The following is a 14606-nucleotide window of genomic DNA, read 5'->3' on the forward strand; positions in this document are numbered from 1 at the left end:
CGCCCGAAGGCGCCGTTCTATCATTTCAGGGACCAGGCGCTCAGTGGGCCGTCAGGCCGCCCGCCGCTTCATCCGATGCGTCGGGCTTCACGGCCACCTTGGTGTCCTCTTCCCAGACGATCGGCACCGGCGGCCGCACCAGCGCCTTGGCGGTGACGTCGTCGAGCCGGGCGACCGGGATGATCTCCATACCGCCCTTGATCGCATCGGAAATCTCCGTGAGATCCTTGGCGTTGTCCTCGGGGATCAGCACCGTCTTGATGCCGCCGCGGGCCGCCGCCAGCAGCTTCTCCTTCAGGCCGCCGATCGGCAGCACCCTGCCGCGCAGCGTGATCTCGCCGGTCATGGCGACATCGTGCCGGACCGGAATGCCGGTCATGACCGAGATGATGGCGGTCGCCATCGCGACACCCGCCGACGGTCCGTCCTTCGGGGTTGCGCCCTCCGGAACGTGGACGTGGATGTCACGCCGGTCGAACAATGGCGGCTCGATGCCGTAGTTGATCGCCCGCGAGCGGACATAGGACGCCGCCGCCGAGATCGACTCCTTCATGACGTCGCGCAGATTGCCCGTCACCGTCATCTTGCCCTTGCCGGGCATCATGACGCCTTCGATGGTGAGCAGTTCGCCACCGACATCGGTCCAGGCCAGGCCCGTCACGATGCCAACCTGCGGCTCGCTCTCGATCTCGCCGTAGCGGTACTTCGGCACACCCAGGAATTCCTCGAGGGACTTCTCGGTGACCTTGACCGACTTCTTCTTGGACATCATCAGCTCCTTCACCGCCTTGCGGGCGAGTGTGGAGAGCTCACGTTCCAGATTCCGCACGCCCGCTTCGCGGGTGTAGCGGCGGATCATCAAGAGCAGCGCATCGTCGTCGATCGACCATTCCTTGGAATCGAGGCCATGCTTGGAGATGGCGTTCGGGATCAGGTGCTTGCGCGCGATCTCGACCTTCTCGTTCTCGGTATAGCCGGCGATCCGGATGATCTCCATGCGGTCCATCAGCGGGCCCGGAATATTCAGCGTATTCGCGGTGGTGATGAACATCACGTGCGACAGGTCGTAGTCGACTTCCAGATAGTGGTCGGCGAACGTGCCGTTCTGCTCGGGGTCCAGCACCTCAAGCAGCGCCGACGACGGATCGCCGCGGAAATCGGCGCCCATCTTGTCGATCTCGTCCAGCAGGAACAGCGGATTCGAGGTCTTCGCCTTCCGCATCGACTGAATGATCTTGCCGGGCATCGAGCCGATATAGGTGCGGCGGTGACCGCGGATCTCGGCCTCGTCGCGCACGCCGCCAAGCGACACGCGCACGAACTCGCGCCCCGTCGCCTTCGCGATCGACTTGCCGAGCGAGGTCTTGCCGACGCCGGGAGGTCCGACCAGACACAGGATCGGTCCGGTCAGCTTGTTGGCGCGCGACTGCACCGCCAGATACTCGACGATCCGGTCCTTGACCTTCTCAAGCCCGTAATGGTCGCTGTCCAGGACCTCCTGCGCGGCCACCAGGTCCTTCTTGACCTTGGACTTCTTGTTCCACGGGATCGACAGCAGCCAGTCGAGATAGTTGCGCACGACGGTGGCTTCCGCGGACATCGGCGACATCTGGCGCAGCTTCTTCAGCTCGTGCTGCGCCTTCTCCCGCGCTTCCTTGGAGAGCTTGGTCTTGGCAATCTTCTCTTCCAGATCGGCGAGCTCGTCGCGGCCTTCGTCGTCGCCGAGTTCCTTCTGGATCGCCTTCATCTGCTCGTTCAGGTAATACTCGCGCTGGGTCTTCTCCATCTGGCGCTTGACGCGCGAGCGGATGCGCTTCTCGACCTGCAGCACCGAGATCTCGCTCTCCATCAGGCCCAGCACCTTCTCCAGGCGCTGCGTGACGGACAACGTCTCCAGGATGCCCTGGCGATCGGCGATCTTGACGGCGAGATGCTGGGCGACCTGATCGCTCAGCTTGGCGAAATCAGTGATCGCCTGAACCACGCCGACGACTTCGGCGGAGATCTTCTTGTTCAGCTTCACATAGCTTTCGAAGTCGGACACCACCGAACGCGAGAGCGCCTCGGCCTCGACGGAGGTCGCATCGGTATCGGCGAGCGCAACTGCGGTGGCTTCGTAATATTCGCTGCGGTCGGAATATTTCTGGACGCGTGCGCGCTCCAAGCCTTCGACCAGCACCTTCACGGTGCCGTCGGGCAATTTGAGCAGCTGCAGGACGCTGGCGAGCGTGCCGACTTCGTAGATCGAATCCGGGCTCGGATCATCATCGGACGCGTTCTTCTGCGTCGCGAGCAGGATCAACGCGTCGTTCTTCATCACCTCTTCGAGCGCGCGGATCGACTTCTCGCGGCCGACGAACAGAGGCACGATCATGTGCGGGAATACGACGATGTCGCGGAGCGGCAGCACCGGATAAGAGTGGCTTTCGCCGTGGACGATAGATGGCCGGGGTTTGGCGGTCGTCATGGCCTAATTCCTTTTGTTGTGCCCCCTTGCACGCAGTCCGCCTGTTGTGCGCAACCGCCACAAGGTGCCGGGAGGTTCCGGGGCTGCAAGCCACCTTCGCAGCCTGTATTTCCGGATCGTTTGGCGACGAATCTCAAGCATGAGCTTCGCCACCGACAGCATTAGGTGGCTATCGGGTACGGGGGTGTCAAGTCACGAAAAATGCCCGCCAAATGGGGCTAAACGCGAAGGATTACTGCGAAATAACTACGCCGCTGTGGCCGCCGGAATGTCCCGGCAGCCGTCCTGTTTGGGACAGAAATCCATCCCGGACCAGAGCCTATCAGGCGCTGGCGCTGCTCTCGACGGCGCGGTCGGAACGGTCCGCGTAGATGTAGAGCGGACGGGCAGTTCCCTCGACCACTTCGCGCGAGATCACCACCTCTTCGACGCCTTCCAGACCCGGAAGATCGAACATGGTCTCGAGCAGGATGCTTTCGAGGATTGAACGCAAGCCCCGCGCGCCGGTCTTGCGCTCGATCGCCTTGCGGGCGACCGCGCCAAGCGCCTCGTCGGCGAAGGTGAGTTCGATATTCTCCATCTCGAACAGCCGCTGGTACTGCTTGACCAGCGCATTCTTCGGATCGGTCAGGATCTTCTTCAGCGAAGCTTCGTCGAGATCTTCCAGCGTCGCGACGACCGGCAAGCGGCCGACGAATTCCGGGATCAGGCCGTACTTCAAGAGATCTTCCGGCTCGACGTGGCGGAAGATTTCGCCGGTGCGGCGGTCTTCCGGCGCCAGGACCTGCGCCGCGAAACCGATCGAGGTCGAACGGCCGCGCGCGGAGATGATCTTCTCGAGCCCCGAGAAGGCGCCGCCGCAGATGAACAGGATGTTGGTGGTGTCGACCTGCAGGAATTCCTGCTGCGGATGCTTGCGGCCGCCCTGCGGGGGCACGGAGGCAACGGTGCCTTCCATGATCTTCAACAGCGCCTGCTGCACGCCCTCGCCCGAGACATCGCGGGTGATCGACGGATTGTCGGACTTGCGGCTGATCTTGTCGATCTCGTCGATATAGACGATGCCGCGCTGCGCGCGCTCGACATTGTAGTCGGCCGACTGCAGCAGCTTCAGGATGATGTTCTCGACGTCCTCACCGACATAGCCGGCTTCGGTCAGCGTGGTCGCATCCGCCATCGTGAACGGCACGTCGAGAATCCGCGCCAGCGTCTGGGCCAGCAGCGTCTTGCCCGAACCGGTCGGACCGATCAGCAGGATGTTCGACTTCGCGAGTTCGACGTCGTTGTGCTTGGTCTGGTGATTGAGCCGCTTGTAGTGATTGTGGACGGCGACCGAGAGCACCTTCTTGGCGTGGCTCTGGCCGATCACGTAGTCGTCCAGCACCTTGCAGATTTCCTTTGGCGTCGGAATGCCGTCGCGCGACTTCACCAGCGAGGACTTGTTCTCCTCACGGATGATGTCCATGCAGAGCTCAACGCATTCGTCGCAGATGAATACGGTGGGTCCCGCGATCAGTTTGCGGACCTCATGCTGGCTCTTGCCACAGAACGAGCAATACAGTGTGTTCTTGGAGTCGCTCGTGCCGACCTTACTCATTCTATTCTCCGTCCGCCGTTCGATCCCGTCACTCGATCGACCCATTCCGGTACCAAGCCGGACCTGAAAGTAGATAGAGCAAATTCCGTACCAAAAAAGACCTTAACTCAATACGCGCCGTTCGAATCACGGTTTACTCGAATCCCCGCGATCCTGTCCGATCCCTCACAGCCAACCATGCTGACACCCGACTATCAAGAATTCGCTAACCGGGCACGGAGCGGACACCGTGACAATACCGTGATTTTCGGCCTTCGCACGGGGAGAAGTTGCCGAAATCACCCAAGCGTTGCGCGATTACCACGCTGCCAAACCAGCACGAAAGCGGAACTTTCTGCCTGCGTTCGGGCACAGAGAGCCGCTTAGAGCGTAATTTGCCGATTGAGCCCACCTGTCAAGGTCAACGCGTGGGTACCTCCACCCGTTACCTTACGGGGTCTTGGTCATCGCCGGCTCTTCCGGACGCTTATCCATCACCTTGTCGACAATACCGAAGTCTCTGGCCATGTCGGCGGTCAGGAACTTGTCGCGCTCCAGCGCTTCCTCGATCGCCTTGTAGGTCTGGCCGGTGTGCTTCACATAGATCTCGTTGAGCCGCTTCTTGAGATTCAGGATCTCCTGCGCGTGCAGCATGATGTCGGTGGCCTGGCCCTGGAAGCCGCCGGAGGGTTGATGCACCATGATGCGCGAATTCGGCAGCGAGAAACGCATGTCCTTGTGGCCGGCCGCCAGCAACAGCGATCCCATCGACGCCGCCTGCCCGGTGCACAACGTCGTCACCGGCGGACGGATGAACTGCATGGTGTCGTAGATCGCCAGGCCCGATGTCACCACGCCGCCCGGCGAGTTGATGTACATCGAGATTTCCTTTTTCGGATTCTCGGCTTCCAGGAACAGCAGCTGAGCGACGATCAGCGTCGACATGCCGTCTTCGACCGGACCGGTCAGGAAGATGATGCGTTCCTTCAGAAGGCGCGAGAAAATGTCGTAGGCGCGTTCACCGCGGTTGGTCTGTTCGACGACCATCGGCACAAGGTTCATGTAGGTTTCAACGGGATCGCGCATTAGTCACCCAAAGGTTGGCAGGGGCGAACATCCATCGGCAAGCAAGCTGATTTGCCAGGGGTGGACGAACGTCCGTGATGCAGAACTTCAAAGACAACTCACAGATATGAGCCAATTTCCCGGCCACAAGGCCGAGCAATTGCGAGCTGCGTTAGACAAATTCAAACTGATTCGCAGGCGAACTCATAGCGACGGATGCCGTCGCTATGCCGGTTTCGCCGTTCATCATTAACATCAGGTGCCGGGATTAAGCGGCAGTTTTCTCAGCGTCCTCGTCCTTGAACAGGTCTTCGCGCGAAACCTTCTTTTCGGTCACGTTGGCGAGTTCGAGGATGAAATCGACCACCTTGTCTTCATAAATCGGCGCACGAAGCTGGGCCAGCGCATTGGCATTGTTGCGATAGTAGTCCCAGACTTCCTTCTCGCGGCCCGGCATCGAACGCGCCCGCTCGATCACGGCCCGGCTGACTTCGTCGTCGGTGACGGTGATCTTGTTCTTCTCGCCGATCTCCGACAGCACGAGGCCGAGGCGGACCCGGCGGTCGGCGATCTTCTGGTATTCTTCCTTGGCGGCGTCCTCGGTGGTGTTCTCGTCGGCAAAGGTCTTGCCGCTCGAATCCATTTCGGCCTTGATCGAGTTCCACATCAGATTGAACTCTTCGGCGATCAGCGACGGCGGCGCTTCGAATTTGTGGCTCTCGTCGAGACGGTCGAGCAGCGCGCGCTTGACGCGCTGGCGCGTCGCACCGGCAAATTCAGCGACCAGGCGCTCACGCGCGGCTTCCTTCAGCTTGTCGAGCGATTCGAGGCCGAGCGTCTTGGCGAACTCGTCATCGACGGTGGTCTCGCCGGGCGCCTCGATGGCGGTGGCGGTGGTTTCGAACTCGGCGGGCTGGCCGGCGAGCTTTTCGCTCGCGTAGTTCTTCGGGAAGGCAACCTTCAGCGTGCGGGTCTCGCCCGCGCCGATGCCGATCAACTGCTCTTCAAAACCCGGAATGAACTGGCCGGTGCCGATCACCACCTGGATGCCCTCGCCGGTACCACCCTCGAACGGCGTACCGTCGATGCGGCCGGTGAAGTTGATGGTGACGCGATCGCCGTTCTCGGCCTTCGCGCCTTCGCTCCTGGCGTTATAGGGGCGGCTCTGGTCGGCGATGCGCTTGATGGCGTCATCGACATCGCTGTCGGACACGTCGACGACCGGCTTCTCGACGGTAAAGCTCTTGAAGTCGGCGAGCTGGATCGTCGGCACCACCTCGATTGCCACCGTGTAGGTAAGATCGCTCTTGCCGGAGAGGAGCTCCTCGACCTCTTTTTCCTCGGTCGGCATCGTGATCTTCGGTTCGGTCGCAAGGCGGAAGCCGCGATCGGTGAAGATCTGCGTGTTGGTGTCGCGGATGGTCTGGTCGATGGTCTCGGCCATCACAGAGCGGCCATAGACCTTCTTCAGATGGCTCACCGGCACCTTGCCGGGACGGAAGCCGTTGAGCTTCACCTTGTCCTTGAGATCGATCAGCTTGGCGCCGGCCTTGGCATCGAGATCCGATGCGGGGACGCTGATCTTGAACTCGTGCTTCAATCCCTCGACGAGGGTTTCGGTGACCTGCATGGCGTCAATCTTCTTCCGTTTCGTCGGGCCTGATGGCCCCGACATTGTCAATTGGATCGACGCGGGGCTCGAAAGCCTGCGCCGGTGGTTCGGCTGACCCAACTCCCCAACCGGGGAAACAGGCCCTCCAGTATTCGTCATGCAAACGCTTGAATAGAGCGCTTGGTGCGGGCGGAGGGACTCGAACCCCCACAACTTTCGTCACTGGAACCTAAATCCAGCGCGTCTACCAGTTCCGCCACGCCCGCGTAAAAAGCATCCAGTCCGGCCGCGATGCCGCGAGCGGCGGGCTTATAACATGCGCCCACCGGTCCGCAGCAAAAAAATGGCCATTCTTGCCCCTCGCCCGAGGCAAGGCGTCACAGCTGGACAGGGCCGCCAGAAAATGGTCCGCATCGGTCTCATGGCAAGCCCCAAATCCCTGCTGCACCGACGCGAGCTGATGGCCGGACTGGGCGCTGCCGCCCTGCTCCCGATATGGCCCTCCATTGGCTCCGCTCAAGGCCGCGCCGCGCTGGCGCTGCAAGCCAAAGCCGATGTCGTTGCGCTTCGGCCAGGGGCGCCGGAGACGCCGGTTTGGTCACTCGCCGGTTCGGAAACGAGATTCAAGCGCGGCGATACCGTTGAAGTCACACTCGCCAATGAGCTGCCGCAGCCCGTTGCCCTCAATTGGCGGGGGCTCGACGGGGCCGCGAGCGTCGAATCGCTGACGGCCCGCGCGCCGCTCGCGGCCGGGGTGAAGGAAACTCTGCAACTGCCGCTGCGACATGCCGGAACGCTGCTGTGTGATCTGGCCCTTCTCGGCGACGGCCAGGCACGGCCATCGCGGGCTCGCGCATTGGTGGTCCGGGAAAGCGAGACCGTCGCCGTCGATCGCGACGAGGTGTTTCTGGTCGAGGACTGGCGGCTGCGCCCGGACGGAACCGCGATCGCGCCCGGAATCGACCCCAAGGACGCCGCAACGGTTTTGACGGCCAATGGCAGGCTTTCGCTCGATATTACAGTGCGAACCAATGAACGGATCAGGATTCGCTTCATCAATGGCTGCCAGCGGTCTGTGATCGCGGCGAAAATCGAGAATTTCGACGTCCGCGTCATGGCTATCGACGGCCAGCCTTCCGAGCCGTTCCAGGCACGAAACGGCGCGCTGGTGCTGGCTCCAGGCGGCCGCGTCGATGCCTTTATCGATGTGACGGCGCCCGCCGGGACCACCGCAACGCTTCTGGTCCATGACGGCAAGGAGGCCCGCCCCATCGGCAGGCTGATCGTGACGGGCGAACCGGCGGTCCGCGCCGCCCCGCTTTCCCCGGCGCCGCCGTTACCTTCCAACGGTCTGCCGGCGCGGCTCGACCTCAAGGGCGCAACCCGGGCCGAACTGGCCCTTGGCGGGCCGCAGGGCGACTGGGTGCCGCCGGCGAACTTCGCGGCGACCGCCGCGCCCGCGGTCCGTACCAAAGCGGGACGCACCGTTGTGCTGGCCCTGAACAACCGCGGCGCCACCCCAACGGTGTTTCACCTTCACGGCCATCACTTCCGGCTGCTCGACCGGCTCGATGACGGCTGGAAGCCGTTCTGGCTGGATACGCTGGCCATCGAACCCGGCCAAACGCAACGCATCGCCTTTGCCGCCGAATATGCCGGACGCTGGCTGATCGAATCCGTCGCGACCGATTGGGCCGCCCCCCGCCTGGTGCGATGGTACAGTGTGGAGTGAGGAGATCAGCATGAGCGCGTCCGTTCCCGCCATTCGTAGCGTCACTGCCCGGGGCCTCGTGGTGCCGATCGCCCGCCCCGTGAAGACCGCCTTCTCAACGATCGACGCGGCGCCGATGGTGCTGATCGATGTCGCGACCGATCAAGGCGTTACCGGACGCTCCTATATCTTTGCCTACGCCAAACTGACGGTGAAGCCGCTGGTGCATCTGATCGAGGAGATCGGGCGCGAACTCGTCGGCAAGCCGGTTGCGCCGTTTGATCTGATGAAGGCGATGGACGCAAAATTCCGCCTGCTCGGCTGGCAGGGCCTCGTCGGCATGGCGGTGTCCGGGCTCGACATGGCCTATTGGGACGCGCTCGGCCAGATTGCCGGTCGGCCATTGGCCGAGCTGCTGGGTGGCGCGCCGCGGCCGATCAAGGCCTATGACAGCTATGGCGTGGTCGACCCGATCGCGGACGAGAGGGCGCTGCGCCGCTCGCTGGAACAGGGTTTTCGCGGCATCAAGATCAAGGGCGGCGACGGCGACGCCGCCAATGACGAGCGGGTGGTCAAGGGCGTACGCGCTTTGCTCGGCCCGGACATCGCATTGATGATCGACTTCAACCAGTCGCTCGATCCCGCGGAAGCCGGGCGCCGCATCGCGCGCCTCGCCCCTTATGACCTGCACTGGATCGAAGAGCCGGTGCCGCAGGAAAATCTGTCAGGCCACGCCAAGGTGCGCGAGACCTCGCCGACGCCGATCCAGGCCGGCGAGAACTGGTGGTTCCCGCGCGGCTTTGCCGAGGCGATCGCGGCCGGCGCCAGCGACTTCATCATGCCCGACCTGATGAAATGCGGCGGCGTCACCGGCTGGCTTCAGGTCGCCGCGCAAGCGGAAGCCGCCAACATTCCGATGTCGAGCCATCTGTTCGCCGAAGCCAGCGCCCACATGCTGGCGGTGACGCCATCAGCGCACTGGCTCGAATTCCTCGATTTCGCCCGCGTCATTCTCGCCCACCCCGCCGAGATCATCGACGGTACCGTGACCGCACGGGGGCCTGGACTTGGCCTGGAATGGAACGAGGCGGCGGTGGCGACATATCTCGTGAGCTAACGACCGCCTGCTACGCGCGTCCAGAGATAACGCGCATCCGGTTCCTTCTCTTCGTTGCCGGCACCGTCGGTTTGCTCCGCCAACACAAAGCCTCGCGCTTCATAGAAGCGGCGCGCCGGTGCGTTGCGCCGGAACGTCCATAGCTGCAGCCGAGCGGAAGCGCGCTTGGCGACGTCAAGCAATTCGGTCCCAACGCCCTGCCCCTGCGCTTCCGGCAGCACGTAGAGTTGCTCGATCCAGTCGTCGTGGAAGGCGATCACGCCGGTCATGGCATTGTCATCGAACGCGCCCCAGAGCGTGCAGGTCTTCAACATCCGCTCGCGATAAAACCAGCGATCTTCCTCGGGCGTGTGCAGACCGGCGAGCCAGGGTAAGGCATGGTCGAAGCTTGTACGATGGACCCGCGCGGCGGCGTCCATGTCGGCCAATTCGAGTTGCCTAATACTCAACACCGAACTCGTCGTGGCTAGCGGATGGGTGGAGCGAAGCGACCGCCATCATCTCTCCGCGCCGGGATTGATAGATTGTACCTAAGCTCGTCCATCTCACGCCGCGGAGTCTTCTTTGACGTGGGGCTTTGCAGTGAGCTCAATTCCCAGCGCCTTCATCACGGCGATCGTCGTCTTCAAGGTCGGATTTCCGTCGGCGCTGAACGAGCGATAGAGCTGTTCACGTGAAAGCCCGGTTTCGTTGGCAATCTGTGTCATCCCTTTTGCGCGGGCAACAACGCCAAGGGCGTGCGCAATATAGCCTGCATCTTCCGTCTTGAAGGCTTCCTCCATGAATACGGCAATCGCCTCGTCGGACAGCAGATCCTCAGCCGGATCATAAGCCGTTAGCTTCTCGCCCATCTCATTCACTCCATGCCCTGGCAAGATGCTTCGCCGTATTGATGTCTTTCGCCTGAGTGCTTTTGTCGCCCCCGCAAAGCAGAACGATGATCGTGCTTCCGCGCTTCTGAAAATAGACACGGTAGCCGGGGCCATAGTGGATACGCAGCTCGCTGATTCCCTCGCCAACCGGTGCAGCGTCGCCCGCGTGTCCTTGAGCCAGCCGATCCAGTCGCGAAGCGATCATCGCACGGGCGCGGTGATCCTTGAGCCGCTGGCGCCACTTCCGAAACGTCTCTGTTTGCTTCAGCTCAAGCACTTGTAGTTTATAAACTACTCACCTTCAATAATCAAGCTGCCCATCAGTACTCAACACCGAACTCGTCATAGAGCCGCCGGAACACCGCGGGCAGCACTTCGGTCAAATCTTCCGCGATCAGGCCCGGTCCCGCCTCGCGCGCGCCCTCGCCGTGGATCCAGACGCCGATGCTGGCGGCCTCGAACGCCGGCACGCCCTGGGCCAACAACCCTGCGACGATCCCCGCCAGCACGTCGCCGGCGCCGGCGGTGGCGAGCCAGGGCGGCGCGTTGGCGGCGATGCTGGCGCGCCCGTCGGGCGACGCCACCACCGTATCCGGCCCTTTCAGCAGTACCACGGCGCCACAGCGTAAGGCGGCGTCGCGCACCCGTTCGAGTTTGGAGCGGCCCGGATGCTTGTTGCTGATGTCGCTGAACAGCCGAGGAAACTCGCCCTCGTGTGGGGTCAGCACGACCTGCGGATCGCTGGACGCCTTGATCGATTCAAACAGGCGCTCCGGTTCCTGCGCAAAGCTCGTCAGCGCGTCGGCGTCGAGCACGAGGTGACGTTTCGCGGACAAGGCGGTGTGGACGAGATCGCGCGTGCGCGCGCTGATTCCGGCGCCCGGCCCGATCACGCAGGCATTGAGCCGTTTGTCGTTCAGCATGTCAGCGAATTCGACCGCGCTATCGACCGCGCGGATCATCACCGCGGTCAGGGCCGAAGCATTGACCGCCAGCGCCTCGCGCGGCGACGCCAGCGTGACGAGGCCGGCGCCGGCCCGCAGCGCGGCGCGTGCCGCCAGCCGCGCCGCACCGGTTGAGGCCATGTCGCCGGAGACGACGACAGCGTGACCGCGCGCATATTTGTGGCCATCGATACGCGGCACCGGAAAGCATCCCTGCCAGGCCTGCGGGACGTTTTCCGTTGTCTGCGGCTGGATTTCGCCCAGCACATGCGCATCGATGCCGATGTCGGCGACGTGGACGCGGCCGCAATGCATCCGTCCCGGCAGCAACAGATGCGCCGGCTTCTTGCGGAAGAACGTCACGGTCTCGACGGCGTTGATCGCAACATCCATGACGGCGCCGGTGGTGCCGTTGATGCCGCTCGGCAGATCGACGGCGAGGACCGGCGCGCCGTTGGCGTTGATCGCCTCGATCATCTCAAGCGGATCGCCCTTCACGGGACGATTGAGACCGGCGCCGAGCAGCGCATCGATGATCAGCGCCGGCTTTCCGATCGCCTGGGGATTGAACGGCAGCACCGGGTATTTCCAACCCTTCGCCGCAAGTGCCGCATCGCCCGTCAGACTGTCCCGCTCGCACAACAGGATCACCGAAACATCGCGGCCGCGCGCGGCCAATTCGGCCGCAGCGACAAACCCGTCGCCGCCATTGTTGCCACGGCCGGCAACCACCACGATCGCGCCCTCCTCGACCAGTTCCATCGCGGCTTCGGCAACGGCCTGGCCCGCGCTCATCATCAGGGCAAAGCCGGGCGTGCCGGCGGCAATGGTCATTCGGTCGGCGCGCTCCATCTCAGTGGTGGTCAGAACTTCCATGCCGAATCCTCGATCTATCAGCCTTTTCCAGAGGCATTTCCGATATCGGCCGTAGCCAATTTTACACTAGCTGCATACCAATTGATCGGTTTGCCTATTTCGTAGGCTTGGGTATCATGCAGCGTCCGGTTCGACCTCTGCCGATTGCCTGTTAAAAGTCTGAAAACATTCCAAAATCAGGCTCATTAACAACTTGGCATAGACCCTGCTTTTGGGGAAGCCGGTAAGGAAGCCGGCTCAGGACCGTCGGCGTTCGCGGCAATTGCGAGCGTTTCGGGCCCTGATCAGGGATCGACGACCAGACGGCGCCACGCGCGACATCGAAACTATCTGCTCTGCAATTTGAAATGCCCGGGAGGCGCTCAGTGAAAAAAATCGAAGCCATCATCAAGCCGTTCAAGCTCGACGAGGTGAAAGAGGCGCTTCAGGAGGTCGGACTGCAAGGCATCACCGTGACCGAGGCCAAGGGTTTCGGCCGGCAAAAGGGTCACGCGGAACTGTATCGCGGTGCGGAATACATCGTGGACTTCCTGCCCAAGGTCAAAATCGAGATCGTGATCGGGGATGACTTGGTCGAGAAAGCCATCGACGCGATCCGGCGCGCCGCCCAGACCGGCCGCATCGGCGACGGCAAAATCTTCGTCTCCAACATCGAAGAAGCGATCCGGATCAGAACCGGAGAATCCGGGCTGGACGCTATCTAAGCCGGGTGCTATCCCGCATTTTGCGACTGAAAAACAAGAAAAGGGCTGCTTCGGCGGCCTGATTTCGTTTGCGATATCTCACCACTCTGTATCTGTGCGTGCGTGTTGTTTGCGAAAATGTCGTTGTCGCAGAGTCCTGGAAACCAAAAGGGGTATTCATGAAGACCGCCAAAGACGTCCTGAAATCGATCAAGGACAACGACGTAAAATACGTCGACCTGCGCTTCACCGACCCGCGCGGCAAGTGGCAGCACGTGACTTTCGACATCGGCATGATCGACGAGGAAATCTTTGCCGAAGGCACCATGTTCGACGGCTCGTCGATTGCCGGCTGGAAGGCGATCAACGAATCCGACATGTGCCTGATGCCCGATCCGGTCACCGCGACGATCGATCCGTTTTTCGCCGAAACCACCATGGTCATCACCTGCGACGTGCTCGAGCCGACCACCGGCGAGCCCTACAACCGCGACCCGCGGGGCATGGCCAAGAAGGCCGAGGCGATGGTCAAGTCGATGGGCGTCGGCGACACCGTGTTCGTCGGACCGGAAGCCGAGTTCTTCGTATTCGACGACGTGCGCTTTTCGTCCATGCCCTACAACACCGGCTTCAAGCTCGACTCCTCGGAATTTCCGACCAATTCGGACACCGAATATGAAGGCGGCAATCTCGGTCACCGCATCCGCACCAAGGGCGGCTACTTCCCGGTGCCGCCGCAGGACTCGGTGCAGGACATGCGCTCGGAAATGCTCGGCGCGATGGCCAAGATGGGCGTCAAGGTCGAGAAGCATCACCATGAAGTCGCTTCCGCCCAGCACGAGCTCGGCATGAAGTTCGACACGCTGACGCTGATGGCCGACCACATGCAGATCTACAAATACTGCATCCATCAGGTCGCGCACATCTACGGCAAGACCGCTACCTTCATGCCGAAGCCGATCTATGGCGACAACGGCTCGGGCATGCATGTCCACCAGTCGATCTGGAAAGACGGCAAGCCGGTGTTCGCCGGCAACAAATACGCCGACCTCTCCGAGACCTGCCTCCACTACATCGGCGGCATCATCAAGCACGCCAAGGCGATCAACGCCTTCACCAACCCGTCGACCAACTCCTACAAGCGCCTGGTCCCCGGGTATGAAGCGCCCGTGCTGCTCGCCTACTCCGCGCGCAACCGTTCGGCCTCGTGCCGCATCCCCTACACCGCCAACCCGAAGGCCAAGCGCGTCGAGGTGCGTTTCCCCGACCCGATGGCCAATCCGTATCTCGGCTTCGCCGCGATGCTGATGGCCGGCCTCGACGGCATCAAGAACAAGATCGATCCGGGTCCGGCAATGGACAAGGACCTCTACGACCTGCCGAAGGAAGAGCTGAAGCAGATCCCGACGGTGTGCGGTTCGCTCCGCGAGGCGCTGGAAAACCTCGACAAGGACCGCGCGTTCCTCAAGAACGGCGGCGTGTTCGACGACGACTTCATCGACAGCTACATCGAGCTGAAGATGACCGAAGTCGAGCGCTTCGAGATGACCCCGCATCCGGTCGAATTCGACATGTACTATTCGCTGTGATTTTTTCGCGGCGTTCGCGCCGCTGATGTCACGGTTCACAAACGCGAAGGCGCTCCGAACGGGGCGCCTTTTGTTTTTGAACCCACCTGAACAC

At 62.2% G+C, this 14606-nt stretch carries 12 protein-coding genes and 1 tRNA gene; 4 read left to right on the forward strand and 9 right to left on the reverse strand.

Going from position 1 to position 14606, the window contains the following annotated elements:
* Positions 1–40 precede the first annotated feature (40 nt).
* From lon to JQ567_RS03005, 5 genes are all read right to left on the reverse strand, one after another.
* On the reverse strand, positions 41–2467 hold the full coding sequence (gene lon, locus JQ567_RS02985; RefSeq protein WP_212437400.1) for an endopeptidase La: 2427 nt from the start codon (positions 2465–2467) through the stop codon (positions 41–43).
* A 322-nt stretch (positions 2468–2789) separates the two neighbouring features.
* The gene (gene clpX, locus JQ567_RS02990) at positions 2790–4064 is read right to left on the reverse strand and encodes an ATP-dependent Clp protease ATP-binding subunit ClpX (RefSeq protein WP_027537232.1); all 1275 of its coding nucleotides are present in this window, start codon (positions 4062–4064) and stop codon (positions 2790–2792) included.
* A gap of 429 nt (positions 4065–4493) precedes the next feature.
* Positions 4494–5129 carry an ATP-dependent Clp protease proteolytic subunit gene (locus tag JQ567_RS02995; protein WP_192733466.1) on the reverse strand — a complete coding sequence of 212 codons (636 nt, stop codon included), beginning with the start codon at positions 5127–5129 and terminating at the stop codon, positions 4494–4496.
* Between the two features lie 247 nt (positions 5130–5376).
* Entirely contained in the window at positions 5377–6738 is a 1362-nt protein-coding gene (gene tig / locus JQ567_RS03000) for a trigger factor (RefSeq protein ID WP_212437401.1), read from the reverse strand.
* Between the two features lie 163 nt (positions 6739–6901).
* Positions 6902–6986, reverse strand: a tRNA-Leu gene (locus JQ567_RS03005).
* A 155-nt stretch (positions 6987–7141) separates the two neighbouring features.
* Here JQ567_RS03005 and JQ567_RS03010 point away from each other — a divergent pair.
* Together JQ567_RS03010 and JQ567_RS03015 are read left to right on the forward strand one after the other, a co-directional pair.
* Positions 7142–8452 carry a multicopper oxidase family protein gene (locus JQ567_RS03010; protein WP_249165183.1) on the forward strand — a complete coding sequence of 437 codons (1311 nt, stop codon included), beginning with the start codon at positions 7142–7144 and terminating at the stop codon, positions 8450–8452.
* A gap of 10 nt (positions 8453–8462) precedes the next feature.
* Positions 8463–9548, forward strand: a complete 1086-nt coding sequence (locus JQ567_RS03015) for an enolase C-terminal domain-like protein (RefSeq protein ID WP_212437402.1) — start codon at positions 8463–8465, stop codon at positions 9546–9548.
* Here the strand turns inward: JQ567_RS03015 and JQ567_RS03020 are convergent.
* The 4 genes from JQ567_RS03020 to JQ567_RS03035 form a co-directional block, all read right to left on the reverse strand.
* On the reverse strand, positions 9545–9967 hold the full coding sequence (locus JQ567_RS03020) for a GNAT family N-acetyltransferase (protein WP_212437439.1): 423 nt from the start codon (positions 9965–9967) through the stop codon (positions 9545–9547). The genes JQ567_RS03015 and JQ567_RS03020 overlap by 4 nt on opposite strands.
* A gap of 126 nt (positions 9968–10093) precedes the next feature.
* Positions 10094–10399 carry an addiction module antidote protein gene (locus JQ567_RS03025; RefSeq protein WP_212437403.1) on the reverse strand — a complete coding sequence of 102 codons (306 nt, stop codon included), beginning with the start codon at positions 10397–10399 and terminating at the stop codon, positions 10094–10096.
* Position 10400: 1 nt separating this feature from the next.
* The gene (locus JQ567_RS03030; RefSeq protein WP_212437404.1) at positions 10401–10697 is read right to left on the reverse strand and encodes a type II toxin-antitoxin system RelE/ParE family toxin; all 297 of its coding nucleotides are present in this window, start codon (positions 10695–10697) and stop codon (positions 10401–10403) included.
* A gap of 43 nt (positions 10698–10740) precedes the next feature.
* The gene (locus JQ567_RS03035) at positions 10741–12240 is read right to left on the reverse strand and encodes an NAD(P)H-hydrate dehydratase (RefSeq protein ID WP_212437405.1); all 1500 of its coding nucleotides are present in this window, start codon (positions 12238–12240) and stop codon (positions 10741–10743) included.
* A gap of 365 nt (positions 12241–12605) precedes the next feature.
* Here JQ567_RS03035 and JQ567_RS03040 point away from each other — a divergent pair, with 365 nt between their 5' ends.
* Both JQ567_RS03040 and glnA read left to right on the forward strand, forming a co-directional pair.
* Positions 12606–12944 (forward strand): P-II family nitrogen regulator, encoded by a 339-nt coding sequence (locus JQ567_RS03040; protein WP_011441447.1) that lies wholly within the window; start codon positions 12606–12608, stop codon positions 12942–12944.
* Between the two features lie 158 nt (positions 12945–13102).
* On the forward strand, positions 13103–14512 hold the full coding sequence (glnA, locus tag JQ567_RS03045; RefSeq protein WP_192733471.1) for a type I glutamate--ammonia ligase: 1410 nt from the start codon (positions 13103–13105) through the stop codon (positions 14510–14512).
* Positions 14513–14606: the final 94 nt, after the last annotated feature.

The sequence above is a fragment of the Bradyrhizobium sp. AUGA SZCCT0431 genome (assembly GCF_018131065.1).
GTDB lineage: Bacteria > Pseudomonadota > Alphaproteobacteria > Rhizobiales > Xanthobacteraceae > Bradyrhizobium.

Coding starts and splice junctions, on each gene's coding strand:
- lon (WP_212437400.1), bottom strand. CDS start 2,467: ATGACGACCGCCAAACCCCGGCCATCTATCGTCCACGGCGAAAGCCAC.
- clpX (WP_027537232.1), bottom strand. CDS start 4,064: ATGAGTAAGGTCGGCACGAGCGACTCCAAGAACACACTGTATTGCTCG.
- JQ567_RS02995 (WP_192733466.1), bottom strand. CDS start 5,129: ATGCGCGATCCCGTTGAAACCTACATGAACCTTGTGCCGATGGTCGTC.
- tig (WP_212437401.1), bottom strand. CDS start 6,738: ATGCAGGTCACCGAAACCCTCGTCGAGGGATTGAAGCACGAGTTCAAG.
- JQ567_RS03010 (WP_249165183.1), top strand. CDS start 7,142: ATGGCAAGCCCCAAATCCCTGCTGCACCGACGCGAGCTGATGGCCGGA.
- JQ567_RS03015 (WP_212437402.1), top strand. CDS start 8,463: ATGAGCGCGTCCGTTCCCGCCATTCGTAGCGTCACTGCCCGGGGCCTC.
- JQ567_RS03020 (WP_212437439.1), bottom strand. CDS start 9,967: ATGGACGCCGCCGCGCGGGTCCATCGTACAAGCTTCGACCATGCCTTA.
- JQ567_RS03025 (WP_212437403.1), bottom strand. CDS start 10,399: ATGGGCGAGAAGCTAACGGCTTATGATCCGGCTGAGGATCTGCTGTCC.
- JQ567_RS03035 (WP_212437405.1), bottom strand. CDS start 12,240: ATGGAAGTTCTGACCACCACTGAGATGGAGCGCGCCGACCGAATGACC.
- glnA (WP_192733471.1), top strand. CDS start 13,103: ATGAAGACCGCCAAAGACGTCCTGAAATCGATCAAGGACAACGACGTA.